Annotated in this window: 19 protein-coding genes and 1 tRNA gene; 10 read left to right on the forward strand and 10 right to left on the reverse strand. The window is 69.5% G+C overall.

The features are described from left to right. Nucleotides 1-195: 195 nt before the first annotated feature. Together IEW01_RS15710 and IEW01_RS15715 are read left to right on the forward strand one after the other, a co-directional pair. The gene (locus IEW01_RS15710; protein ID WP_188529487.1) at nucleotides 196-1,398 is read left to right on the forward strand and encodes an endonuclease/exonuclease/phosphatase family protein; all 1,203 of its coding nucleotides are present in this window, start codon (nucleotides 196-198) and stop codon (nucleotides 1,396-1,398) included. A gap of 69 nt (nucleotides 1,399-1,467) precedes the next feature. Beyond that, entirely contained in the window at nucleotides 1,468-2,403 is a 936-nt protein-coding gene (locus IEW01_RS15715) for a cation diffusion facilitator family transporter (protein ID WP_188529489.1), read from the forward strand. On the opposite strand, the gene IEW01_RS15720 is transcribed toward IEW01_RS15715, so the two are convergent. From IEW01_RS15720 to IEW01_RS15735, 4 genes are all read right to left on the reverse strand, one after another. Continuing rightward, nucleotides 2,404-3,885: an inorganic phosphate transporter gene (locus tag IEW01_RS15720; RefSeq protein WP_188529491.1), complete on the reverse strand. Its 1,482-nt coding sequence runs from the start codon at nucleotides 3,883-3,885 to the stop codon at nucleotides 2,404-2,406. 133 nt (nucleotides 3,886-4,018) lie between these two features. Continuing rightward, on the reverse strand, nucleotides 4,019-4,477 hold the full coding sequence (locus IEW01_RS15725) for an NUDIX hydrolase (protein WP_188529493.1): 459 nt from the start codon (nucleotides 4,475-4,477) through the stop codon (nucleotides 4,019-4,021). 102 nt (nucleotides 4,478-4,579) lie between these two features. Beyond that, the gene (gene hrpB / locus IEW01_RS15730; protein ID WP_188529495.1) at nucleotides 4,580-7,021 is read right to left on the reverse strand and encodes an ATP-dependent helicase HrpB; all 2,442 of its coding nucleotides are present in this window, start codon (nucleotides 7,019-7,021) and stop codon (nucleotides 4,580-4,582) included. 15 nt (nucleotides 7,022-7,036) lie between these two features. Next, the gene (locus IEW01_RS15735; RefSeq protein ID WP_188529497.1) at nucleotides 7,037-7,684 is read right to left on the reverse strand and encodes a DUF3108 domain-containing protein; all 648 of its coding nucleotides are present in this window, start codon (nucleotides 7,682-7,684) and stop codon (nucleotides 7,037-7,039) included. A 132-nt stretch (nucleotides 7,685-7,816) separates the two neighbouring features. Here IEW01_RS15735 and meaB point away from each other — a divergent pair, with 132 nt between their 5' ends. The 3 genes from meaB (at nucleotide 7,817) to IEW01_RS15750 (ending at nucleotide 11,561) form a co-directional block, all read left to right on the forward strand. After that, nucleotides 7,817-8,794: a methylmalonyl Co-A mutase-associated GTPase MeaB gene (gene meaB, locus IEW01_RS15740; RefSeq protein WP_188529499.1), complete on the forward strand. Its 978-nt coding sequence runs from the start codon at nucleotides 7,817-7,819 to the stop codon at nucleotides 8,792-8,794. Nucleotides 8,795-8,992: 198 nt separating this feature from the next. Then, nucleotides 8,993-10,831, forward strand: coding sequence for an ABC transporter ATP-binding protein (locus IEW01_RS15745; protein ID WP_229738302.1), 1,839 nt, complete (start codon nucleotides 8,993-8,995; stop codon nucleotides 10,829-10,831). A gap of 244 nt (nucleotides 10,832-11,075) precedes the next feature. Further along, complete coding sequence (locus tag IEW01_RS15750) at nucleotides 11,076-11,561, forward strand: hypothetical protein (RefSeq protein ID WP_188529501.1); 486 nt, start codon at nucleotides 11,076-11,078, stop codon at nucleotides 11,559-11,561. A gap of 81 nt (nucleotides 11,562-11,642) precedes the next feature. Here the strand turns inward: IEW01_RS15750 and hypE are convergent, their stop codons facing one another. From hypE to IEW01_RS15775, 5 genes are all read right to left on the reverse strand, one after another. Further along, a complete protein-coding gene (hypE, locus tag IEW01_RS15755) occupies nucleotides 11,643-12,665 on the reverse strand; it encodes a hydrogenase expression/formation protein HypE (protein WP_188529503.1) in 1,023 nt (340 codons plus the stop codon). 35 nt (nucleotides 12,666-12,700) lie between these two features. Next, nucleotides 12,701-13,846: a hydrogenase formation protein HypD gene (gene hypD, locus IEW01_RS15760; RefSeq protein WP_188529505.1), complete on the reverse strand. Its 1,146-nt coding sequence runs from the start codon at nucleotides 13,844-13,846 to the stop codon at nucleotides 12,701-12,703. Further along, nucleotides 13,843-14,124, reverse strand: coding sequence for a HypC/HybG/HupF family hydrogenase formation chaperone (gene hypC, locus IEW01_RS15765; RefSeq protein ID WP_188529507.1), 282 nt, complete (start codon nucleotides 14,122-14,124; stop codon nucleotides 13,843-13,845). Before hypC ends, hypD begins: the two co-directional genes overlap by 4 nt. Nucleotides 14,125-14,205: 81 nt before the next feature. Next, a complete protein-coding gene (locus IEW01_RS15770; protein ID WP_188529508.1) occupies nucleotides 14,206-14,967 on the reverse strand; it encodes a hydroxypyruvate isomerase family protein in 762 nt (253 codons plus the stop codon). 126 nt (nucleotides 14,968-15,093) lie between these two features. After that, on the reverse strand, nucleotides 15,094-15,693 hold the full coding sequence (locus IEW01_RS15775; protein WP_188529510.1) for a DUF1285 domain-containing protein: 600 nt from the start codon (nucleotides 15,691-15,693) through the stop codon (nucleotides 15,094-15,096). Nucleotides 15,694-15,750: 57 nt separating this feature from the next. Here IEW01_RS15775 and IEW01_RS15780 point away from each other — a divergent pair, with 57 nt between their 5' ends. From IEW01_RS15780 to IEW01_RS15800, 5 genes are all read left to right on the forward strand, one after another. Continuing rightward, nucleotides 15,751-16,758 carry an AAA family ATPase gene (locus tag IEW01_RS15780; protein WP_188529511.1) on the forward strand — a complete coding sequence of 336 codons (1,008 nt, stop codon included), beginning with the start codon at nucleotides 15,751-15,753 and terminating at the stop codon, nucleotides 16,756-16,758. 81 nt (nucleotides 16,759-16,839) lie between these two features. After that, on the forward strand, nucleotides 16,840-17,703 hold the full coding sequence (locus IEW01_RS15785) for a DUF58 domain-containing protein (RefSeq protein WP_188529513.1): 864 nt from the start codon (nucleotides 16,840-16,842) through the stop codon (nucleotides 17,701-17,703). Beyond that, entirely contained in the window at nucleotides 17,703-20,483 is a 2,781-nt protein-coding gene (locus IEW01_RS15790; RefSeq protein WP_188529516.1) for a DUF4159 domain-containing protein, read from the forward strand. Before IEW01_RS15785 ends, IEW01_RS15790 begins: the two co-directional genes overlap by 1 nt. Then, the gene (locus IEW01_RS15795; protein WP_188529518.1) at nucleotides 20,480-22,543 is read left to right on the forward strand and encodes a hypothetical protein; all 2,064 of its coding nucleotides are present in this window, start codon (nucleotides 20,480-20,482) and stop codon (nucleotides 22,541-22,543) included. The genes IEW01_RS15790 and IEW01_RS15795 overlap by 4 nt, the downstream gene beginning before the upstream one ends. Before the next feature lie 197 nt (nucleotides 22,544-22,740). Beyond that, nucleotides 22,741-22,830 (forward strand) — tRNA-Ser (locus tag IEW01_RS15800). 376 nt (nucleotides 22,831-23,206) lie between these two features. Here IEW01_RS15800 and IEW01_RS15805 read toward each other — a convergent pair. Continuing rightward, nucleotides 23,207-23,514, reverse strand: a 308-nt coding sequence (locus IEW01_RS15805) for a transposase (protein WP_229738303.1), incomplete at its 5' end; no start/stop codon positions are given.

Consider the following 23,514-nt stretch of genomic DNA (forward strand, 5'->3'; position numbering starts at 1 on the left):
GGGTTCTCCTCGTCCGATTTGGTTCGGGCAAGGTGGGCGGCGGGGGTTAAGGCTTTTCACCCCGGCGCGCGCGGCGTTCAGGAAGGGCGGCCCGGTGGCCAGCGGCGCTGTGGGCCTCGATTTTCGCGAGCCAAGCTGTCGTTCGCTAGGCGGTTGGGCTAGGCTGGAGCATATCGCAACCCAGCGGGGGAAGAGATGCAGTTCTCCATTGCCAGTTTCAATCTGAAAAACCTGATCGGCCCCGACAAGGAATACTACCAGTTCCAGATCTACACCCCGGAGGAATACGCCTGGAAACGCGACTGGACGGCGAGCCAGCTCATCGACCTCGACGCCGACGTGATCGGGTTCCAGGAGGTGTTCGAAGAGGACGCCTTGCGCGACGTGGTCGCGGAGGCCAGCCGCCGGGCGAAGGCGCTGAACGACGCGGTGATCCCCGACCGTGGCAAGGCCTATCACCGTAAGGTCATCTTCGAGAAGCTCGGCGTCGATCCCTGGGATGACGCCGCGCTCGCGTTCGCGCCGAATGCCGCCGACGAGGGCGTACCGGGCGAGCGGCGGCCCGGCGTTGCGGTGCTGTCGCGCCTCGGGTTCGTCGGCACACCGGAGGTGATCCAGGATCTCGACCAGCCGCTCGACATCCCGTTCCAGGCACTGCGCGGGATGGACAGCGCGCTGGACGGCGGCCACTACACCCTGCGCCGGTTGTCTCGCCCGATCCTCAAGGTGCGCGTGCCGGTGGGCGATCATGTCGTGACGCTGTTCAATTGCCACCTGAAGTCGAAGCTCGGCGAATACATCCGCCCCGAGGGCGCCGACTTCGCGCCCGAGGAAGACCTGACGCGTTACGATCCCGTCGGCCGCGCCATGGGCAGCCTGCGCGCCGCCGTCCGGCGCATGGCCGAGGCCTGGGTTCTGCGCCGCGAGATCGTGGCCGAACTCGACGCCGGAAACCCGGTGGTGGCGGTGGGCGATTTCAACGATGGGGAACACGCGGTGAGTGCCGAGATCGTCGCGGGCGAGGTGCCGTTTCGCAACTATTCGTGGATGCTGCGCCATGACGCCACCAGCCACGGCGACCGCTACTCCGACGCAGAGCACCAGGCCATCACCGAGGCGGTGGAACGGGTGCGGCTGCATGCGGCGGAAAAGCTCTTCGTACGCAAATCGCTGCGCGACGTGATCTATACCTCGGCCTTCGGCGGCGTTTACGAGTCGCTCGACCAGATCCTGCTGTCGCGGCATTTTCACCCCGATTTCGAGGGCCGGATCGCCGACATGGATTATTTCTCGGTGCTGAACGATCACATCACCGATGGCGCGCACCCGGAAGCGCCCTACAACAAGCTCGCTTCCGACCACGGCCAGATCAAGGCGCACCTGCGGCTGCGCCGGTAGTCGCAGGAGGCGCCCGGTCGGCCGGGAGGCTTGCAGCGCGGCCGGATCAGGCGCAAGCTCGGCCGCAAGATGCCGCATGATCATCCAGCCGACGGACACCGCCACCAGCACGTGTCGCCCGATGCCGGCGACCGGGCTGTGGCGCTGGCCATCGCGGCCAATGTCGCGCTGACGCTGGCGGAAATCGTCGGCGGGATCCTCTCGGGTTCGGTCGCGCTGATCGCCGATGCCATCCATAACCTCTCGGACGCCGCCACGCTCGCCATCGCCTGGGGCGCGCGCCGGATCGCCCGGCGGCCGACGGATGCGATGATGACCTTCGGCTACAAGCGCGCGGAGCTGGTCGCGGCGCTGATCAATTATACCACCCTGGTCCTGATCGGGCTCTACCTGGTCTGGGAGGCGGTCTCGCGGTTCATCGCGCCCGAACCGATCACCGGCGGGCTGGTGATCGCGGTGGCCGGGCTCGCCCTGCTCGTCGATGCCGCGACGGCGGCGCTGACCTATCGGCTGTCGAAACAGAGCCTCAACATCCGCGCCGCCTTCCTGCACAATCTCGCCGACGCGCTCGGCTCGATCGCCGTGATCTTCGTCGGGGTGGCGGTGTTGTGGTTCGACTGGCGGCTCGCCGATCCGCTGGTCACCCTCGGGATCGCGGCCTACATCCTCGCCATGGCGCTGCGCGAGATCCGGGTCGTGGTGCGCATCCTGATGCTGGGCAGCCCGCCCGACATCGCCCCCGAAGCGGTGCTGGCGGCGATGGAGGCGGTCGACGGGGTCGAGAACGTGCACCACCTGCACCTGTGGCAGATCTCGGAAGACATCGTGTCGCTGGAGGCCCACGTGGTCACCACCGCCAACGATCTCGCGGCGGTCGCCCGCCTCAAGGCCGCGTTGAGGGAGATGCTGGCCGAGCGTTTCCACATCGCCCATGTGACGCTCGATACCGAGACCGGCGCCGAGGCCTGCGACGACGCGGGCCAGGCGATCGGCCGATCCGGGTGATCAGAGCACGATCAGGCTGAGCAGCCGGAAAATCCCGCCAGACAGAAGCGCGGCGGCGGGCACCGTGATCACCCAGGCCGCCGCGATGGTCATGAAATGCGACCGGCGCACCAGCTTGCGGCGGCGCAGTTCCTCCGCCGGCAGGCGGCGCATGTCGGGGAGCTTGAGGTTGTTGGCGCGGCGGCGCTGCATCGTGTGCCATTCGCGGTAGAAACCCACGCCGAACACCCCGCCCACGGCGATATGGGTGGAGGAAACCGGCAGGCCGAGCCAGCTTGCCACGATCACCGTGATCGCCGCCGAGAGCGCCACGCAATAGGCCCGCATCGGGTTGAGCTTGGTGATCTGGCTGCCCACCATGCGGATCAGCTTCGGCCCGAACAGCATCAGCCCGAAGGAAATGCCGAAGGCGCCGATGATCATCACCCAATGCGGGATCGCCACCTTGCCGGCCACCTCGCCGAGGCTTTCGGCATGCACGATGGCGGCCAGCGGGCCGACCGCGTTGGCCACGTCGTTGGCGCCATGGGCGAAGCTCAGCAGCGCCGCCGAGATCACCAGCGGCAGCCCGAAAAGGGCCTTGAGCGACTTGTTGCGATTTTCCATGCCTTCGCTCTGCAACCGGATCAGCGGCGCAGAGATCACGTAGGCGACCGCCCCGCTCCCCACGCCGACGAGCAGCGCGGTGCCGATGTCGATCTTCACCACCCGGCTCAGCCCCTTGAGCGCGAGATAGGCAGCAAAGGTGCCTGCCATGATCGCGATCAGCACCGGCACCCAGCGGCGCGCGGCGGCGATCTTGTCGTCGACGTAGATGATGTGTTTCTTGATGAAGGCGAGGAAGGCGGCGGCGATCGCCCCGCCCAGAACCGGCGAGATCACCCAGCTGGCGGCGATCGCGCTCATCGACGGCCAGTTGACCGCGCTCAGCCCCGCCGCCGCGATGCCCGCGCCCATCACCCCGCCGACGACCGAGTGCGTGGTGGAGACCGGTGCGCCCACCCATGTCGCGAGGTTGATCCAGAGCGCCGACGAGATCAGCGCCGCCATCATCGCCCAGATGAACACCCGGCTGTCGGCCACCGCTTCCTGGTTGATGATGCCCTTGGAAATCGTCGACACCACGTCGCCCCCGGCGAGCAGGGCGCCCGCGCTCTCGAACAGCGCGGCGATGACGATGGCGCCGCCCATGGTGAGCGCGTTGGCCCCCACCGCCGGCGCCATGTTGTTGGCCACGTCGTTGGCGCCGATGTTGAGCGCCATGTAGGCGCCGAAGGCCGCCGCCGCGACGATGATGTAATTGGTCGTCTGCTGGCCGAAGAACACCGCCGCGCCAAGCGCCGCGATGACGATGAAGGCGAGCGCGATCCCGGTGCCCACCATCGGGCGGGACACGTAGAGTGCTGCGCGTTCAAGCTGGCCGATGCGACCGAGATCCTTGTCGAGCGTCTTCCATTGCCGGGATCTCTTGTCATCCACCATCGCCGCCCGCCCCTGTTACGATCATGTCATGAAACCGTTACGTTTCGGGCGAGCTACCCCAGCGATCAGGGCGATGCAATGGTTTCTCCCGTCGCGGTGGCGCGCGGAAGCGGTCAGTGACAGGGCGGCGCGGTCAAAACGCCCGCAGCAGCGCGCTGAGGCTTTCTTCCTCGACCATGTCGGCGGCCTTGTCCAACGTCACCCAGGCGCGCTCGCGCTGACCGGCCTCGGGGAACTCGTCCGCCATGTCGGTCACCTTGAGCGCATAGACCGTGGCGGAACAGGGCTCGCTCAGCCCGTCGTCGTGATGCTTGATATAGTCGAACTCGCCCACCGGCGCGCGGCGCACCTTGGCCGACTTCACGCCCGCCTCTTCCCAGGCCTCGATCCGTGCCGCCTCGGCGGCGGTCTTGCCATCCATCGGCCAGCCCTTGGGCAGCATCCAGCGCCCGGTGCGCCGGGTGGTGATGAGCAGCACTTCCTTGCGGCCCTCGGACTTGCGATAGCACAGCGCCGCCACCTGAAATCGGCTCGGGCGGCGGAACATGGGAACTAAGACCTCGTCCCAGGCCTTGGTGATGATCGACGACATGGTACCCGCCTGTTATTTTTTTTCTTTTGTTGGAACTTAAATAGGTCAAGAAAAGGTAAATTACAAATCAACTCGCCGCGCACGGGTCTTTTTCCCGCGCGATCAACCCTTGCGAGGCCGAGCGCGCAGGGTCGGGTCGGCGGCGGTCGGGTCCTCCGGCCAGGGGTGTTTGGGATAGCGCCCGCGCATGTCCTTGCGAACGTCGGCATAGCTCGTGGCCCAGAACGCCGGCAGGTCGGCGGTGGTCTGCACCGGGCGCCCGGCGGGCGAAAGCAGGGTCACGCGCAGCGGCGTCGCCCCCACCATCGGGTGGCGGGTAACGCCGAACATCTCCTGCAGCCGCACCGCGATCTCCGGGGCGTCGCCGGAATAGTCGATCGCCACCTTGCGCCCGAGCGGGGTGGTGAAATGCGCCGGCGCGGCGGCGTCGAGACGCTGCATCTGGCCCCAGTCGAGCCGGGCGCGCAGCGCATCGAGGATGTCGAAACGCTTCCAGTCTTCCGCCGTGCGCACCCCCCCGAGGTGGGGCAACAGCCAGTCTTCGAGGCTGTCCATCAACGCCGCCTCGGTCATCTCCGGCAGATCGGGGTCGGTGGCGCGCACCAGCTCTATCCGCGCCATGAAGCGGCGCGCCGCCGCCGAGGGGGCAAGCCCGATCTGGCGCACGCCATCGAGCATGGCCCGCCCCACCGCTTCCGGATCGGCGTCGGTCCAGTTGCGCTCGGCCAGCGCAAGCGCGCCCAAGCGTTCCTCCTCGCGCGTCCGCACCCGACCCTCGCGCCGCGACCATGCGCAAACCCTGTGCCAGCCAATGGCCTCGCCATGCACCGCGCGCAGCTCGGCCTCGCTGATCGCCGTGGCCATGCGCACACGCGCCTCGCGCGGGTCGCCGTCGGTGTCGGTCACCACGATCAGCCGCTGGCCGGCGAGCGGATCGGCATCGTCGAGCACCGCGCCCTTGCCGCCCGAGAGCACGTAGCGCGCCGCACCGCCCTTGCGGCGCAGGCCGACGCGGTCGGGGTAGGCGAGCGCTGCCATCTGCGCCGGCGAAAGCGCCGGGCCGTCGCCGGCGAGCCGGGCGAGGCGCTTGGCCTCGGTGTGGATGCGCGCAACGGTGGCGCGGTTCGGCTCGATCCCGTGCTCGGCGCGAAACCGCGCCGGATCGGCCAGCGCCGCCAGCCGCAAGGACAGCTCCACCGCTGCGCCGCGCGGCAATGGATCGCGCTCTTCCATCAGCGCGGCGAGCGGCGCGGCTTCGCGCCCGGCCACCACCAGCATGTGGCCAAGGCGCGGGTGCAGCGGCAGCCGCGCCAGCCGCTTGCCGTGATCGGTGATCCTGCCGGCCGCGTCGAGCGCCCCCAGCGCCGCGAGCAGCGCCCGCGCCTCGGACAGAACGCCGGGGTTTGGCGGCGTGAGGAAGGCGAGCCCCTCGCCGTCTCCCGCGCCCCAGAGCGCCAGTTCCAGCGCCAGCGGCGCAAGATCGGCCATCTCGATCTCGGCGGGCGGGAAGGCCAGGAGCGCACCCTCCTCGCCCTTGGTCCACATCCGGTAGCAGGTGCCCGCGGCCACCCGCCCGGCACGCCCGCGGCGCTGCGCCGCTTCCGCTTTCGAAACCCGCTCGGTCACCAGCCGGCTCATGCCCGAGCCGGGATCGACCCGCGCACGGCGCGCCTTGCCGGCATCGACCACCACCCGGATATCCTCGATGGTGAGCGAGGTTTCGGCGATCGAGGTGGCGAGCACCACCTTGCGGCCTTCCGGCTCGGGCCGGATCGCCGCGCGTTGCGCCGCCATGTCGAGGGCGCCGAACAGCGGGCGGATGCGGCAATCACCCGGCAGACGGCCCGAAAGCGCCGCCTCGACCCGCCGGATCTCGCCCTCGCCGGGCAGGAACACGAGCACGCCACCGCTGGTTTCGTTAACCGCGCGCAGCACCAGGTCGGCCACCGCCGTCTCGAAGCGCGCCCTGGGCGGCAGCGGCGCGTCGAGCCAGAGGGTTTTGACCGGGAAGGCGCGGCCCTCGCTCACCAGCACCGGCGCGCCGCCCAGGATCTCCGCAACCGGCTCGGCGTCGAGCGTGGCCGACATCACCACCAGAACCAGATCGTCACGCAGCGCCTCGCGCGCCTCCCAGGCCAGCGCAAGGCCGAGATCGGCATTAAGGGAGCGTTCGTGGAATTCGTCAAAGATCAAGGCGCCAATCCCCTCCAAAGCGGGGTCGGATTGCAGCATTCGTGTAAGAATGCCCTCGGTCACCACCTCGATGCGCGTGGCCTTGGAAACCTTCGCCTCGCCGCGAATACGAAAGCCCACCGCTTGCCCCACCGGCTCACCAAGGGTTTCGGCCATCCGCTCGGCAGCGGCGCGCGCGGCAAGGCGGCGCGGCTCCAGCATCACGATCCGGCCGGCCACGTCATCCAGAAGCGCCAGCGGCACCCGGGTTGTCTTGCCCGCACCGGGCGGGGCCACGAGCACGGCGCGCCCGGCTTCGGCGAGCGCGGCGCGCAGGCCGGGCAGAACACTATCTATCGGAAGCGGCGTCATGGCGGCCTTATCGCGCTATCTGCGCACGAGCGCCACCTTGCCGTGGATCGTGTCGATATCGGCGCGCATCGCCACCAACCTGTCGCCCGCGCGCTCGAAGCGGATCGTGAACGGAAAGTTCACCGCGTCGGCCATCTCGGCCTCGGTGTAGCCCGAAAGCCGGGTGAGCAGACCACTGCAGGTGAGGGTGTCGCCAACACCGCCCGCCGCGGGCCGGATCTGCACCCGCATGGCGCGCTTGCCGTCGAAGGTCTGCCCGTCGAAGGCGCAGCCCTTGTCGGCGTCACGGTCGATCAGCGCGGCGATCAGGCCGGTGAGCGGGTCGATCCGCGCGTCGCCCGCGGCGAAGCTCACCCGCACCGCGGAGGTCCGATAGCCCGTGTCGACATCCTCTTCGTAGCTCCGGGGCCGCAGATCGGGCATGGCACCGACGCCGCGCGCGCTCATGGTGAAGCGGACCCGGGCGAGCAGGCCGGCGAGCCCGGTGGTGCGAAACTCGCCCTTCGCCGCATAGGCCGAACCATTGGCGTTCTTGGCGAGCACCATCTGCCCCACCGGCGCGCCGAAGAGCCGCACGCCGAAGCTGGCTTGCGCGGAGTCGCTCAAGGCGGGCGCTGCGAGCAGCAATCCAAGCGCCGCCAGCAGACCGAGGGATTTGCGCATCACGCCTTCTCCAGCCGAATCGGTGTTTCGAGCTGCCTCATCTTACCACGCCGCCCCTTCCCGGCCCAGCCGAGCGGCTGGACAAGACAGCGCAGGGCAGGCAAGACGGAGGCCGCAGCGGAGGGTGGAGCGATGGACATCGACGATCTCGCGAAACGGGTCATCGCCGGCGAGCGCAGGGCATTGGCGCGCGCGATCACGTTGGTCGAAAGCGGCCGGGCCGATCACCGCGCCGAAGCCGCCCGGCTGATCGAGGCGGTCGGCAGCGCCGGACGAGAGGCGTTGCGGATCGGGCTTTCGGGCACGCCGGGGGTGGGCAAATCCACCTTCATCGAGGCCTTCGGGATGTTCCTGATCGAACGCGGGCTGAAAGTGGCGGTGCTCGCCGTCGATCCCTCGTCGGCCCGCTCGGGCGGTTCGATCCTCGGCGACAAGACCCGGATGGAACGCCTCGCGCGTGAGAAAGACGCCTTCATCCGCCCCTCGCCCGCGCAAAGCCAGCTTGGCGGCGTGGCCCGGCGCTCGCGCGAGGCGGTGGCGCTGTGCGAAGCGGCGGGGTTCGACGTGGTGCTGATCGAAACCGTGGGCGTGGGCCAGTCTGAAACCATGGTGGCAGGCATGGCCGACCTTTTCCTGTTGTTGATCGCGCCCGCCGGCGGCGACGAGTTGCAGGGGGTCAAGCGCGGGATCATGGAGATCGCCGACATCATCCTTGTCAACAAGGCCGACGGCGCGCTGAAAGACACCGCCACGCGCACCTGCTCGGATTATGCCGGCGCGCTCAGGCTCTTGCGCAAGCGCCCGCAAGACCCCGACGGCTACCCCCGCGCGATGCTCGTCTCGGCCCTCACCCAGGCGGGCCTGCCCGAAGCCTGGGAGGCGATGAGCGCGCTCGTCGAGTGGCGCCGGAGCACCGGCCACTGGGCGCGCAACCGGGCCGAACAGGCGCGCCACTGGTTCGAGGAAGAACTGCGCGCGGGCCTGCTCGCCCGGCTCGAAAACGACCCCTCGATCCGCGCGAGAGTCGCCCGGCTCGGCGAAGCGGTGGCGCGCGGCGAGACCTCGCCCACCGCCGCCGCCGGATCGGTGCTCGCCTCGCTCGACGACTGACAGCGCGATCCGGCGGCATCGTGCACCGGTGCGGATTTTTCCGATTGGACAAACCGCGTGACAGCCGGCGCGCGTGCGCCTATCACCGCGTTGCAAAATGGCGCAAGCAAGGATGATCGCGGCCGAACAACCGGCCGACGGTCAGGCACTTGTCTGCGCGCTGCCTGCTCATGCCGTTCCGTTCCCCGGTGTTCCACCATGTTCAGAATATTCCGATACTTCGAAAACCTCGTTGACCCCTTCGCGCCGCACGATCCGGCCACACCGCCGGCCACGGTCTGGGCCTATCTGCTCAGCCAATACGGCAATTTCCGGCGCTGGATGGTCTGGATGGCGCTGACCGGCGTGGTCGTGGCGCTGATCGAAACCGGGCTGATCTTCTACACCGGCCGGGTGATCGACCTGATGGACGGCGCCGAGCCTTCCGCCTTCTGGGGCCGCCACGGGCTGGAACTGGCGCTCGCCGCGTTCTTCGTCGTCGCGCTGCGCCCCTTCGCCATCGTGCTCAACCACTTCTTCCTCGAACAGACCCTGTCGAGCAACATGCAGGACCAGGTGCGCTGGCGCGCGCACCGGCACATGCTCGGCCAGTCGTCGGGGTTCTTCCAGAACGATTTCGCCGGGCGTCTGAGCAACCGGGTGATGCAGCTCGGGCCGGCGGTGGAAGACAGCACCTACATGGCCTTCGAGGGCATCTGGTATGCGTTGACCTACGTGATCGCCGCCACCGTGCTGCTCGGGCAGGTCACGCCATGGCTGGCGCTGCCGCTGCTGATCTGGCTCGCATTCTACATCGCCTATACCCGCTGGGTGGCGATCCGGGTGGCGACCGCCTCGGAGAAATGGTCGGACGCGCGCTCGCTGGTAACCGGCCGCGTCGTTGATGCCTATGCCAATATCGAGAGCGTGAAGCTGTTCAGCCAGGGCGCGCGCGAGGAAGACTACGTCCGCTCCGCGATGCGCCGCCACCGGCTGCGGTTCCAGCGTTTCCTGCGGCTGATGACCGAGCTGAGCTTTGGCCAGAACGTGCTGAACGGGCTGCTCATCGTCGGTGTGCTCGCGCCCGCGCTCTGGCTCTGGACGCTGGGTCGCGTGAGCGTCGGCGAGGTGGCCGCCGCCTCGGCGCTCACGATCCGGCTCAACGGCATGTCGGGCTGGATCATGTGGGTGACGATCCGGCTGTTCGAGCACGCGGGCGTGATCCGCGAGGGCCTGCGCTCGCTGTCGGTGCCGCACGAGATCACCGATGCCCCCGGCGCGCCGGCGCTGCGGATCGGGCGCGGCGAGATCGTTTTCGACGACGTGAGCCACCATTACGGCAAGGGCGTGGGCGGGCTCGACCACGTCTCGCTCACCATCCCGCCGGGGCAGAAGGTGGGGCTCGTGGGCCGCTCCGGCGCGGGCAAATCCTCGCTGGTGAACCTGCTCCTGCGGTTCCGAGACGCAGAGGCGGGCCGGATCCTGATCGACGGGCAGAACGTGGCCGAGGTGACGCAAGACAGCTTGCGCGCCGCGATCGGCATGGTGAGCCAGGATTCTTCGCTCCTGCACCGCTCGGTCCGCGCCAACATCCTCTACGGCCGCCCCGGCGCGAGCGAGGAAGACATGATCGCTGCGGCCCGCCGCGCCGAGGCGCATGACTTCATCCTCGAACTGGAAGACCCGCGCGGGCGCACCGGCTACGAGGCCCACGTCGGCGAGCGCGGGGTGAAGCTCTCGGGCGGCCAGCGCCAGCGCGTCGCCATTGCCCGCGTCATGCTGAAGGACGCCCCGATCCTCGTCCTCGACGAAGCCACCAGCGCGCTCGACAGCGAGGTGGAAGCGGCGATCCAGAACACCCTCTACGGCATGATGGAGGGCAAGACGGTGATCGCCATCGCCCACCGTCTCTCCACCATCGCGCGGATGGACCGGATCGTGGTGCTCGATCAGGGCCGGGTGGTCGAAGACGGCCCCCACCAGGCGCTGATCGCCCAAGGCGGAATCTACGCGGGGCTTTGGGACCGGCAATCGGGCGGGTTCCTGGCGGAAACCTAGGCGCCCGTCGAACGAGGCGCAGGGGGGCCGCGCGGTGGCCTTTTCGGGCTGCGCAAGAGGTAGCAAAAAGCATCGGTTCGCAGCGACGACGGCAATGCCTCGCGCCGCCTGTAAGGCCGAAACCGGGCCGAAACGCCCTAGGATTTGCACGCCATTCACTCAGAAAGGTCACGGAATTCAGGTAACGACTCGGTAACCATGTCTTCGGAATGCCGGAAATGAAAGGATGATTCGAAAGCCCGACATGCTGACCCGTTTTGAACGGGACGATGGCGGCTCGGTCGTCGTTGATTGGGTTGTCCTGTCCGCCGCCGTGATGGGGATCGGCGTCGCGGTGGCTGTCAGCATGGGTTCCGGCGTCAATTCCCTCGGCCACTCGGTTGGGCAAGAAATCGGCGCGACCGATGTGGCGCCCGATTTTTCCGGTTCTGACGCCAAGGCGGCGACGCATTACTTCGACTTGGGCATCGGGCTGAGCCCTGACAATCGGCGGGAAGCATGGCGCCAGGCGCGCATGGCCGCGCAAGAGGGTTCGCCGAAGGGCTACAACTACGACCCCGATTTCAAGGAAACGCGGTACGTGGATGCGGAATCCGGGATGCCCGTTTACCAGTCCAACGACGGCAAAAGCTACAGTATCGGCGGCAAGGTGGTATCGGCCTCGGATTATGTCCCGAAGCGCAACGGCGCGTCTTTCATGTCGGCCTTCAACGACTATTGGGGGTCGTAACCCCCCGCGGCTATCACGGCTGCGAAGGCAGGAAAGCCGGCGCGGGCGATCGTGCCGGCGTCACCCGGGCAAGGCGCCGGCTCAGCAGATCCGCGGCAGTTGCTCGCCCACCAGCATGTCGACGATGCGCGAGCCGCCGAAGAGCGTGCGCATGGTGACCTGCCCCGCCGGGCCCTCGGTGGCGCGGCCGATGATGGTGGCGCCGGCGCCGGTATCGACCGCGCGCATCGCCGCCAGCGTCGCTTGCGCCTCCGCCTTGGGCACGAAGACCACCAGCCGCCCCTCGTTGGCGAGGTAGAGCGGGTCGAGGCCGAGCAGCTCGCAGGTGCCTTTCACCTCGGCGCGCAGCGGCAGCGCGGTTTCCTCGATCTCGATGCCCACGCCCGCCGCTTCGGCCATTTCGTTGAGCGCCGAGGCCAGCCCGCCGCGGGTGCAGTCGCGCGCGGCGCGGGCGTTGGGCGCGGCGGCGAGGATCGCCTCCATCAGGTGCCCGAGCCCGGCGCAATCGCTCTGCAGGTCGGACGAAAGCGCCAGATCACCGCGCGCGGCGAGGATGCAGGCGCCGTGATCGCCCAGCACACCATTGACGATGGCCACGTCGCCGGGGCGGATATGCGCGGCGGCGATGTCGCGCCCCGGCGGAATCACCCCCACGCCGGAGGTGGTGACAAACACCCGGTCGGCCGCGCCCCGGCCCACCACTTTTGTATCGCCGGTGACGATGCGCACCCCGGCGCGTTCGGCCTCACCTTTCATACTTGCGACGATCCGGCGCAGGAGCGCGAAATCGGTGCCCTCCTCGATGATGAAGGCGGCCGAAAGCCAGAGCGGGCGGGCGCCGCCGACGGCGAGATCGTTCACCGTGCCGTTCACCGCCAGCGTGCCGATATCGCCGCCGGGAAACTCGACCGGACTGACCACGAAACTGTCGGTGGTGAAGGCGAGCCGTGCACCCGGTTCGGCTAGCGCCCCCGCTTCCAGCCGGGCCTGGTCTTCCATCCCGTCGGGCTCGAAAGCGCCGGTGAACACCTCCTCGATGAGGTCGCGCATCGCGCTGCCGCCGCCGCCGTGGGCCAGCGTCACCCTGTCACCGCGTAATGTCATTCTGCTCCGCTCCAAACATCCGGGGCCGCGTCGCCCTATTCCGCCGCCGCCGGGCCGCGCCGCCCGCCGTATTGCCAATAGGCGGCACAGGCCCCTTCCGAAGAGACCATGAGCGCGCCCAGCGGGGTCTCTGGCGTGCATTCGGTGCCGAACATCGGGCAGCCGGTTGGCTTGATCCGGCCGGTCATCACCGCCGCACAGCGGGTGCCCTCGGGCTCGGCCACGTCGCGGGCGCGGCGCGCGCCGTAGCCGATGCCGAACTTCGCTTCCGCGTCCCAGGCCGCGTAGGCCGGGCGGATGCACAACCCGCTCGCGTCGATCTCGCCAAGCCCGCGCCAGGCGAAGGAGGGGCGCGGCTCGTAGACATCGGCCATGGCGGCGAGGCTCACCGGGTTGCCATGCTCCGGCACGACACGGCCATACTGGTTTTCCACCTCCGCGCGCCCGTCGCGGTTCTGCTCCAGCACCATGAGCACCGATTGCAGAAGGTCGGTCGGCTCGAAGCCGGCCACCACGATGGGCTTGCCGTAATCCTGGGCGATGAAGTCGTAGGGATGGGTGCCGATCACCATGCTGACATGGCCGGGACCAACGAAACCGTCGAGCAGCATATGCGGGTCGTCGAGCAGCACCTTGATCGGCTGCGGCACGGTGATGTGATTGCAGAACACGGTGAAATTGCCGATGCCCTCGCGCGCCGCCTGCTGGATGGTGAGCGCGGTGGAGGGCGTCGTGGTTTCAAACCCCAGCCCGAAGAACACCACCTCGCGGTCCGGGTGGCGGCGGGCAAGTTCCAGCGCGTCGAGCGGCGAATAGACGGTGCGGATATCGGCGCCCTCGGCCTTGGCCTGCAACAGCGACTTTTTCGTGCCCGGCACCCGCATCGCATCGCCGAAGCTGGTGAAGATAACCCCCGGGCGCTCGGAGATCTCCACCGCCTCGTCGACCCGCGCCATCGGCAGCACGCAGACCGGGCAGCCGGGGCCGTGGATGAACTCGATGCCTTCATGCACCAGCCGGTCGAGCCCGTAGCGGAAGATCGCATGGGTGTGGCCGCCGCAGATCTCCATGATCCGCACCGGCTCGGCCCGGGTTGCGCCGATCGCCTCGGCGACCGCGCCGATCCGCGCGATCAGCGCCTTGGCGGCGGCGGGATCGCGGAATTCCTCGACATACCTCATGACAGCGCCCGCGCGCTCTCGGCGATCTGTTCGAGCGTTTCCTGCGCCTCGCCCAGATGCCTGAGCGCCTCCAGCGTGGCCGCCGCCTCGGCCTCGTCGATCAATGCCATGGCGAAACCGACGTGGATCAGCGCCCAGCGCCCGACCAGAGCGGCCGGCTCGGCCTCCGCCACGCAGGCGATGTTGACCTCGCGTTTGACGCCCGAGACATCGGCCATCGCCGTCATGCGAGCCGCGTCGGTGATCTCGACGATCCGGCCGGGAATTCCGAGACACATGATACCCTCCTGTCGCGCTTGTCCGACCGTTCTAGCACGCAAGCGCGCCCGGCGGAATTGCGCTGTGTCAAACAGCGCGCCTCAGGCAACGGGCGCGGCGATCCAGCCAAGCCCCTCCCCGGTGCGCCCCGCCGGGTTGTATTCGCCCGACACCCAGCCGGCGTAGCCCTCGGTGTCGAGCCGAGCGAAAAAGGCCGGGTAATCGACCTCGCCCGCCAGGGGCTCGTGCCGCCCCGGCACCCCGCCGACCTGGATGTGGCGGGCGCGGTGGCCATGCGCCTCCCACGCCGCGATGCCGTCGCCGGTGATCATCTGGGCGTGATACATGTCGAACTGGAGCCCGAGGTTGGGCGCGCCCACCTCGTCGAGAATCTCCGCCGCCATGTCAAAATCATCGAGGAAATAGCCCGGCATGTCGGTGGGGTTGATCGGCTCGATGGTGAGGCTCATCCGCGGCGCCTGCGCCGCCGCCCAGGCGAGGTTCTCGACAAAGGTGCGCCGCGCCACGAGGCCCTGCGCCTTGCCGGCCATGATATGCAGATGCTGGGCACCCAGCGCCTCGGCAAAGCGCATCGCCCGGCGGAAATCGTGGCGGAAACGCTCGCCGCCTCCGGGCACTGCCGCGAACCCGCGCGCACCGCCCGCCCAGTTTGGCGGCGGCGCGTTGATCAGCACCATCTCAAGGCCGTTGGCGCGCAGCCGCCGGGTGATCTCGCCCGCCGCGTCATCGTAGGGAAACAGCACCTCGACCGCCGCGAACCCGGCCTCCGCCGCCGCCTCGAACCGGTCGAGAAAGGGCAGTTCGCGGAACAGGAAGGTGAGGTTTGCGGCGAATTTCGGCATGGCTCCTCCGTGGCGGGAGGAAAGCAGGAAGGCGCGGGGCGCGCAACAAGGTTCAGCGGTGCGACGGCGCGGCGCGGGTTTGGTCGAATGGGACTCTGCCCTTCATGCAAAAAGGCGCGCAACCGGTCAGCCCGGCAATTCCTCGCTCGGGATGATCGGGAAGAAGCGGCCGCCCGACCAGACGCCGAACCAGCTTGTGCCGTCGACCGGCTCGTGCCGCCCAAGGTCGACGAGGCGGTAGAAGCTCTTGCGGTCGATCAGCGCTTCGAGATTGGCGCGCACGGTGACATAAGGCGCGGGCTCGCCGGTTTCGGGGTCGCGCACCACGCGGATCGGGTGATCCGGCCCGGCGGCGGCGCGATCGTCGACATTGGTGGTGAAGGTGAGCCGCTGGTCGCGCCCCTCGCCCTGCACGGTGAAATCCACCGCCACGAAGGGCGCGTCATCGACCGTGATGCCGACTTTCTCGACCGGGGTGACGAGGAAATAGGCGTCACCGTCCTTGCGGATGATCGAGGCGAAGAGCTTGACCAGTTCGGGCCGGCCGATCGGCGTTCCGAGGTAGAACCAGGTGCCGTCGCGGGCGATGCGGATGTCGAGATCGCCGCAGAACGGCGGGTTCCACAGGTGCACCGGCGGCGGGCCCTTCTTCGCCGCCGCGCGCGCCGCGCCGGCCAGGCTCTCGGCGGAAGGTGGACGATTTGCGCCGTCTGTCGGTTTTGTCATTTGAGCAAGCCCCCCGGTGACGTTTAATGGTTGGCGAGTATGGCAAGGAGACAACGCATGGACAAGGCGGAGGACCTGGTCGCCGATATCGAGGCGCTGGGCGGAAAGCTCGGTCAGGCCCGCGCGATGATCGCGCGCCGGATCATTGGCCAGACGCAGGTGGTGGAGCTGACGCTCGCGGCGATGCTGGCGGGCGGGCACGCGCTGCTCATCGGCCTGCCGGGGCTCGGCAAGACCCGCCTCGTCGACACGCTCTCGACGGTGATGGGCCTGCAAGGCGGGCGGGTGCAGTTCACCCCCGACCTGATGCCGGCCGACATCATCGGCTCGGAAGTGCTGGAAGAAGGCACCGAGGGCAGCCGCGCGTTTCGCTTCCTGCCCGGCCCGGTGTTCTGCCAGCTGCTGCTGGCCGACGAGATCAACCGCGCCAGCCCGCGCACCCAATCGGCGCTCCTGCAGGCGATGCAGGAGCGCGAGGTGACGGTGGCGGGCCAGGCGCACCGGCTGGAGGCGCCGTTCCACGTCCTGGCGACGCAGAACCCGCTCGAGCAGGAGGGCACCTACCCGCTGCCCGAGGCGCAGCTCGACCGGTTCCTGTTGCAGATCGACGTCGCCTATCCCAGCCGCGCCGACGAGCGCGACATCCTGCGCGCCACCACCGGCGCGGAGGAGGCGGCGGTCTCACCGGTGTTCAGCGCCGATGACCTGATCGCGGCCCAACGCCTGCTTCGGCGGATGCCGGTGGGCGACGCGGTGATGGAACTGATCCTCGACCTCGTGCGCGCCTGCCGTCCCGACGACGAGACCGCCCCCGATTTCGTGCGCGACGCGGTGGCCTGGGGGCCGGGCCCGCGCGCGGCGCAGGCGCTGATGCTGCTGGTGCGTGCGCGGGCGCTGCTTTCGGGCCGCCTCGCCCCCGGCCTCGACGACGTGATCGCGCTGGCCGGCCCGGTGCTGATCCACCGCATGGCGCTGGGCTACGCCGCCCGCGCGCGCGGCGAAAGCCTCGCGGGGGTGATCGACCCTGTCGTCGCCGGGCTTCGGGCCTCCGAGGCCGCCGCCTGATCCGATGACCCGGCGCCCCTCTTCATCCTGGTCCAAATACCTCGGGGGGTCCGGGGGGCAGCGCCCCCCGGCCTTGCCGTCATGACCCGATTGCGCCCCCGTGCCGAAGCGCTGGCCGATCCGCTGCCGCCGCTTCTCGCCCGCGCCCGTCACCTCGCCGCAGGTATCGTGCTCGGCGAGCACGGCCGCCGCCGCCCCGGGCTGGGCGATGCCTTCTGGCAGTTTCGCCCGGCCCAGCCCGGCGACCCGGCGCGCGCCATCGACTGGCGCCGCTCGGCCCGCTCCGACCAGCACTTCGTGCAGGAAAAGGAGTGGCAGGCGGCGCAGGCGGTGATGTTCTGGGTCGATCGCGCGGCGTCGATGCGCTTTGCCTCGGGCAAGGGCCTCGAGACCAAGGCCGAACGCGCCGCGCTCATCGCCCTGGCCACGGCGATCCTGCTGGTGAACGGCGGCGAGCGCGTCGGCCTGAGCGAAACCGAGGCGCCGCCGATGCGCGGGCCGTTGCAGCTTGAGCGGATCGCTGCGGCGCTGGCCGAGCCGGGCGCGCCCGACTATGGCGCGCCGCATCTGGCCACCCTGCCGCGGCACGCCCGCGCGGTGTTTCTCTCCGATTTCCTCGGGCCGCTCGACCCGGTCGAGGCCGCGCTCACCACCGCCGCCGACCGTGGCGTGACCGGCGCGCTGCTCCAGGTGCTCGACCCGGCGGAGGAGGGTTTTCCCTATGGCGGACGCACGGTGTTTCAATCGGTGGGCGGGAGCGTCGCGCATGAAACCCGGCAGGCGGGTGATCTGAAGGCGCGCTACCTCGACAGGCTGGCCGAACGCAAGGCCCGGCTCGACGAGCTGGCGCGCCGGACCGGCTGGCAATACCACCTTCATCACACCGGCGATGCGCCCTCCTCGGCGCTGCTCTGGCTCTACCGCGCGCTGGAGGGGCGGATCTGATGTTCAGCCTCGGCCCGATCGGGTTTTCCGCACCATGGCTGCTCCTCGCGCTTGTCGCCCTGCCGGTCCTGTGGTGGCTCTTGCGCGCCGTGCCGCCTGCGCCGATCCGCCGCGTCTTTCCCGGCGTGATCCTGCTCCTCGGCCTCGACGACAAGGATCACGAAACGGATCGCACGCCTTGGTGGCTCCTGCTCCTGCGGCTGCTCGCGGTTGCGGCGATGATCGTCGGCTTCGCCGGTCCGGTGCTGAACCCCGAGCCGCGGGTGCCGGGCAGCGGGCCGCTGGTGGTGCTGATCGACGACGGCTGGGCCGCCGCGCCGGACTGGCCGGCGCGCATCGAGGCGGCGGAGCGGGCGCTGAAGACGGCGCAAGCGGCGGGACGACGGGCGGCGGTCGTGCTCGTGTCGCAGCCGCCGCGAGACCCGGGCGAGTTGCCCCTGCGCGCCGCCGGCGATGCCGCTGCCGCCCTGCCCGGCCTCGCGCCGCGCCCCTTCGCGCCCGATCACGGCCCGATGCTGGACTGGGCGCGCGGCCTCGACGCATCGGCTCAGGTCGAAACCCTCTGGCTCTCCGACGGGCTTGAAAGCCCGGCACGCGCCGATCTTGCCGGTGTTCTTGCCGATCTCGGGCCGCTTACCGTGCTGGAGCCCCCCGCCCCGCGCCTCGGGCTGCGCCCGGCGCGGATCGAGGGCGGGATGGTGCAGGTCACCGCGCTGCGGTCGCGCCCGGCGGGGGCGCAGGAAATCGCCATCACCGGCCTCGGGCCCGATCCGGCCGGGGTCGAGCGCGCGCTGGTGCGCGCCACGCTCGACTTTGCCGACGGGGCCAGCGAGGCGCGTGCGGAGCTTTCGCTGCCGCCGGAGTTGCGCAACCGGGTGGCGCGGTTCGAGATCGAGGGCCTGCGCGCCGCCGGCGCCGTCACCCTCGCCGACGATTCGCTCAGGCGCCGCAAGGTGGCGCTGATCGAGGGCGGCGCCGGCCGCGAGGGGCTGGAACTGCTCTCGCCGCTGCACTACCTGCGCGAGGCGCTGACGCCCACGGCGGAGGTTCTGGAAGGCCCGCTCGCCGACCTGGTCGCCACCGGACCCGACGTCATCATCCTCGCCGATGTCGCGACCCTCGCCCCGGCCGGGGCGGAGGCCCTGCAAACCTGGGTGGCCGAGGGCGGGCTGCTGCTGCGCTTCGCCGGACCCCGGCTTGCCGCCGCCGACGCCGGACGCGGCGACGACGATCCGCTCCTGCCGGTGCGCCTGCGCGCGGGCGGGCGCAGCCTTGGCGGTGCGATGAGCTGGGGCGCGCCGCGTGCGCTCGCGCCCTTCGCCGAGGACTCGCCGTTCTACGGCCTTGCCATTCCCGACGACGTGACCGTGAGCGCGCAGGTTCTGGCCGAGCCGGGGCCGGCGCTTGCCGAGCGCACCATCGCGGCGCTGGCAGACGGCACCCCGCTTGTCACCCGCAAGGCGCTGGGCGACGGGCAGGTGGTTCTGGTGCACAGCACCGCCAATGCCGAATGGTCGAGCCTGCCGCTCTCGGGGCTGTTCGTGCAGATGCTCGAACGCCTCGCGGTTTCAACCCCCGCCGGCAGCCCGGATCGTGGCGAGCTTGCCGGCACGACATGGCTGCCCGAACGGCTGCTCGACGGGTTCGGCGCGCTTTCCGACGCGGGCGACCGGCCGGGCATTGCCGGCGAGGCGCTCACCGGCACGCCGGGGCCGGAGCTGCTGCCCGGGCTCTACCGCGCTGAGGCGCGGCGGGTGGCGGTGAACGTGCTCGGCCCGGAGGCCGTGCTGGGCGCGGCGGACTGGCCGATGGGCATCACCCCCGAGTGGCAGGACGCGGGCCCGGAGCGCGACCTTTCGGGATGGCTACTGATGGCCGCGCTGGCGCTGCTGGCCGCCGATATCCTCGCCGCCCTCGCGCTTTCCGGCCGGCTCGCGCACGGCGCCGGGAGCGCGGCGGCGGGGCTGGCGCTGGCGCTTGTCGTCCTCACCCCCGGCGAAACCCGGGCCCAGGACGGGATCGACCTCGCCACGATCGCCGCGGCGGACAACGTCACGCTTGCCTATGTTCGCACCGGGAACCCTGGGATCGACCGGGTTTCGGAAGCCGGGCTTGCGGGATTGTCCGACCAGATCTTCATGCGCTCCTCGGTAGAACCCTCGCCGCCGGCGGGCGTCGACCTGGAGGCCGACGAACTGGCGGTCTACCCGCTGATCTACTGGCCGGTCACGGCCGACCAGCCCACGCCCTCCGATGCCGCCTATGCGCGGCTCAACGCCTATCTGCGCGCCGGCGGGATGATCCTGTTCGACACCCGCGACGGCGATATCGCGGGCTTCGGCTCCGGCACCACGGCGGAGGGCGCGCGGCTCAGAAGCCTCGCCCGTCCGCTCGACATTCCGCCGCTCGAACCGGTGCCCAGCGACCATGTGCTGACCCGCGCCTTCTACCTCCTGAACGATTTCCCGGGCCGTCACGCCGGGCGCGAGATCTGGGTCGAGGCCGCCCCGCCGGATGCCGAGCGCGCCGACGGCATGCCGTTTCGCAACCTCAATGACGGCGTCACCCCGGTGGTGATCGGCGGCAACGACTGGGCGGGGGCCTGGGCGGTGGACGAAACCGGCCAGCCGATGTTGCCGGTTGGCCGCGGCTATGCCGGCGAGCGCCAGCGCGAGATGGCCTATCGCTTCGGCGTCAACCTGGTGATGCACGTGCTTACCGGCAATTATAAATCCGACCAGGTGCACGTGCCGGCGCTTCTCGAAAGGCTCGGGCAATGAACGCGTCGTCGGTGATCTTCGACCCGGCCTTTGCCTGGCCGGTGCTCTGGGCCGCCGCGGCCGTGGTTCTGGCGCTCACCGCGCTGGCGCTCTGGCGCGGGCTGAAGGGCTGGGCGCTGCGCGCGCTCGCAGCGGGGGCGCTGCTCGTCGCGCTGGCCGGGCCTTCGCTGCAGAGCGAAGACCGCGCCGGACTTGGCGACATCCTGCTCGCGGTGGTCGATGAAAGCGCCTCGCAGGGATTGTCGGACCGGGCGGCGCAGACCGAAGCCGCGCTCGCCGCGCTTGAGCGCGAGGCGATGGCGCGGGGGCTGGATCTGCGCGTCGCCCGGCTCGGCAATGGCGCCGACAACCGCGGCACGCTGGCGATGACCGCGCTCGCGGCGGCGCTGGCGGAGGTGCCGCGCGACCGGGTGGCGGCGATGGTGCTGATCTCCGATGGCCAGGTGCATGACATCGAGGCCGCCCCTGCCCTGCCCGCGCCGCTTCACCTGCTCACCACCGGCCGCAGCGACGACTGGGATCGCCGCCTGCGCATCACCAGCGCCCCGGCCTTCGCCATCCTCGGCGAGGAACAGGTTATCGGGCTGCGGATCGACGACGACGGCGCCGGCCCGGGCGACGAGATCGCGACCCTTGCGATCTCGGTCGATGGCGGCGAACCAAGCCTGCACGAGGTGCCGATCGGGCGCGACCTGCAGATGCCGGTGACACTCAGCCACGGCGGGCAGAACGTGATCCAGTTCACCACCGAGGTAGCCGAGGGCGAGTTGACCGAGCGCAACAACGCCGCCGTGGTGGCGATCAACGGTGTGCGCGACCGTCTGCGCGTGCTGCTCGTCTCGGGCGAGCCGCACCCCGGCACGCGGACCTGGCGCAACCTGTTGAAGTCCGACAGCGCGGTGGATCTCGTGCATTTCACCATCCTGCGCCCGCCGGAAAAGCAGGACGGCGTGCCGGTGACCGAGCTGAGCCTGATCGCCTTCCCCACCCAGGAGCTGTTTCTCGAAAAGATCGACGAGTTCGACCTGATCATCTTCGACCGCTACATGCTGCGCGGCATCCTGCCCGCCGCCTACCTCGCCTCGGTGCGCGACTACATCAGCAACGGCGGCGCGGTGCTGATCTCGGCGGGGCCGGATTTCGCCTCGGCCCGGAGCCTTGCCCGCTCGCCGCTGGGCGAGGTGCTGCCGGGGCGGCCCAGCTCGCGGCTGATCGAAACGCCCTACCTGCCCGAAGTGACCGACCTCGGCGCGCGCCACCCGGTCACGCGCGGGCTCGAAGGTTTCGGCCCCGATGGCGGCTGGGGGCGCTGGCTCAGGCAGGTCGAGCTTGACGTGCCCGAGGGCACGGGGATGACGGTGATGAGCGGGGCCGAAGGCGCGCCGCTGCTCGTGCTCGACCGGGTCGAGGACGGCCGCGTGGCGCTGATCGCCTCCGACCACGCCTGGCTCTGGGCACGCGGCTACGAGGGCGGTGGCCCGCAGCTCGAGCTTTTGCGCCGCCTCGCGCACTGGATGATGAAGGAGCCGGACCTCGAAGAGGAGGCGCTGACCGCCGAAGCCAAGGGCAGCGAGGTGACGATCACCCGCCGCTCGCTGGACACCGGCGCGCGGGAGGTGACGGTCACCGGTCCCGATGGCGAGGTGACGGTGCTGCCCCTCGCCGAGCGCCAGCCCGGGGTTTTCAGCACCACCTTCGATGCGCCCGCGATGGGCCTTTACCGGCTCGCAGACGGCGCGCAGGAGGCGGTGATCGCGGTCGGCCCCTCGGCGCCGAAGGAATTCGAGGCAACGCTCGCCAGCGCCGCGCCGCTCGCCCCGGTGATCGCGCCCACGGGCGGCGGTGCGGTGGCGCTGGAGGACGGCACGCCGACCCTGCGCCCGGTGCGCCCGGGCCGCAACGCCGCCGGGCGCGGCTGGATCGGCTACACCCCGCGCGAGGCCTACGTGGTGGAGGCGCTCACGGTCACCCCGCTCGCTCCGCCCTGGCTGATGCTGCTGATCGCCGCCGGCCTCGCGCTGGCGGCCTGGCTCGTGGAAGGTCGGCGGCGCCGGCCCTGACCGCCGCGCGCTTTCGCGCCAGCCGGGCGCGACCATCGGCGAGACGAAAGGAAAATTTCCCTCGCGCCCTGCGCCGACCGCGCCACGGGGCTTTCTTTTGGTTCGTTTTCAAAGAGTTCGCCCGCGTCCGGCCATCTCCGGCAACCGCGGTGATTTCACCTTGAATTTCCTGTGGTTGGGCGGCTATACGGGTCGGCGGAGACGTGGCCGAGTGGTCGAAGGCGCTCCCCTGCTAAGGGAGTAGGCGGGAAACCGTCTCGAGGGTTCGAATCCCTTCGTCTCCGCCACTAATTTCGATTAATGTATTGTTTTTAAATGATTTTTTAACTTTCGGGCGTGCAAGGGATACAATTCGGGATACATTTCTCACGGCTGGGTGGCCGTGAGCGGTTAGATGGTCGTGATCAGGACAGCACGGATACCACGATTTGATTCACCAGAGCCGGAACTCTCCCTTGCCGCTCTGTTTGGGCCGTAGGTCTTGGCTTCCCGGACATTTTTTCGGTGTCTCCGATCGCAGGTCAAAGGTCATCCTGATTTCGGGTTTCAAGATGCCATTATCGCCGGAAAACTCTCGCCAAGGGCGGTAGAGAAGGGGTAGTGCCCCGGGAAGTGGTGTAGGAACTGGCGTCCACCTGCTTCTTCATTGCCGGTGTTGCTCGTTCACTGAGCGGCGATCATCGTCGCCGCGTCGTCATCGTTGCACATGGCGGTCAGCTTTTCCATCGGCATGTAACGGCGGGAGACGGCCCACTCATCGTTCTGCTCCAGCATGAGCGCCCCGACGAGGCGGATCACGGCCTCGCGGTTCGGGAAGATCCCGACCACGTTGGTCCGCCGCTTGATCTCCTTGTTGACGCGCTCCAGCGGGTTGGTAACCGGTATGAGGTTCTCGGTGCCGATGTTCGGCGTTGATTCTTTGATCAGGGTGTATGCTGCGAGCATCCGGGACAGAGGCACCGGGAGCACGA

Origin of the sequence: Sinisalibacter lacisalsi (assembly GCF_014640115.1) — a bacterium.
GTDB lineage: Bacteria > Pseudomonadota > Alphaproteobacteria > Rhodobacterales > Rhodobacteraceae > Sinisalibacter > Sinisalibacter lacisalsi.

Coding starts and splice junctions, on each gene's coding strand:
- IEW01_RS15710 (WP_188529487.1), top strand. CDS start 196: ATGCAGTTCTCCATTGCCAGTTTCAATCTGAAAAACCTGATCGGCCCC.
- IEW01_RS15780 (WP_188529511.1), top strand. CDS start 15,751: ATGGACAAGGCGGAGGACCTGGTCGCCGATATCGAGGCGCTGGGCGGA.
- IEW01_RS15795 (WP_188529518.1), top strand. CDS start 20,480: ATGAACGCGTCGTCGGTGATCTTCGACCCGGCCTTTGCCTGGCCGGTG.
- IEW01_RS15790 (WP_188529516.1), top strand. CDS start 17,703: ATGTTCAGCCTCGGCCCGATCGGGTTTTCCGCACCATGGCTGCTCCTC.
- meaB (WP_188529499.1), top strand. CDS start 7,817: ATGGACATCGACGATCTCGCGAAACGGGTCATCGCCGGCGAGCGCAGG.
- IEW01_RS15720 (WP_188529491.1), bottom strand. CDS start 3,885: ATGGTGGATGACAAGAGATCCCGGCAATGGAAGACGCTCGACAAGGAT.
- IEW01_RS15745 (WP_229738302.1), top strand. CDS start 8,993: ATGTTCAGAATATTCCGATACTTCGAAAACCTCGTTGACCCCTTCGCG.
- IEW01_RS15725 (WP_188529493.1), bottom strand. CDS start 4,477: ATGTCGTCGATCATCACCAAGGCCTGGGACGAGGTCTTAGTTCCCATG.
- IEW01_RS15750 (WP_188529501.1), top strand. CDS start 11,076: ATGCTGACCCGTTTTGAACGGGACGATGGCGGCTCGGTCGTCGTTGAT.
- hypE (WP_188529503.1), bottom strand. CDS start 12,665: ATGACATTACGCGGTGACAGGGTGACGCTGGCCCACGGCGGCGGCGGC.
- IEW01_RS15775 (WP_188529510.1), bottom strand. CDS start 15,693: ATGACAAAACCGACAGACGGCGCAAATCGTCCACCTTCCGCCGAGAGC.
- hypC (WP_188529507.1), bottom strand. CDS start 14,124: ATGTGTCTCGGAATTCCCGGCCGGATCGTCGAGATCACCGACGCGGCT.
- IEW01_RS15715 (WP_188529489.1), top strand. CDS start 1,468: ATGCCGCATGATCATCCAGCCGACGGACACCGCCACCAGCACGTGTCG.
- hypD (WP_188529505.1), bottom strand. CDS start 13,846: ATGAGGTATGTCGAGGAATTCCGCGATCCCGCCGCCGCCAAGGCGCTG.
- IEW01_RS15735 (WP_188529497.1), bottom strand. CDS start 7,684: ATGCGCAAATCCCTCGGTCTGCTGGCGGCGCTTGGATTGCTGCTCGCA.
- IEW01_RS15785 (WP_188529513.1), top strand. CDS start 16,840: ATGACCCGATTGCGCCCCCGTGCCGAAGCGCTGGCCGATCCGCTGCCG.
- IEW01_RS15770 (WP_188529508.1), bottom strand. CDS start 14,967: ATGCCGAAATTCGCCGCAAACCTCACCTTCCTGTTCCGCGAACTGCCC.
- hrpB (WP_188529495.1), bottom strand. CDS start 7,021: ATGACGCCGCTTCCGATAGATAGTGTTCTGCCCGGCCTGCGCGCCGCG.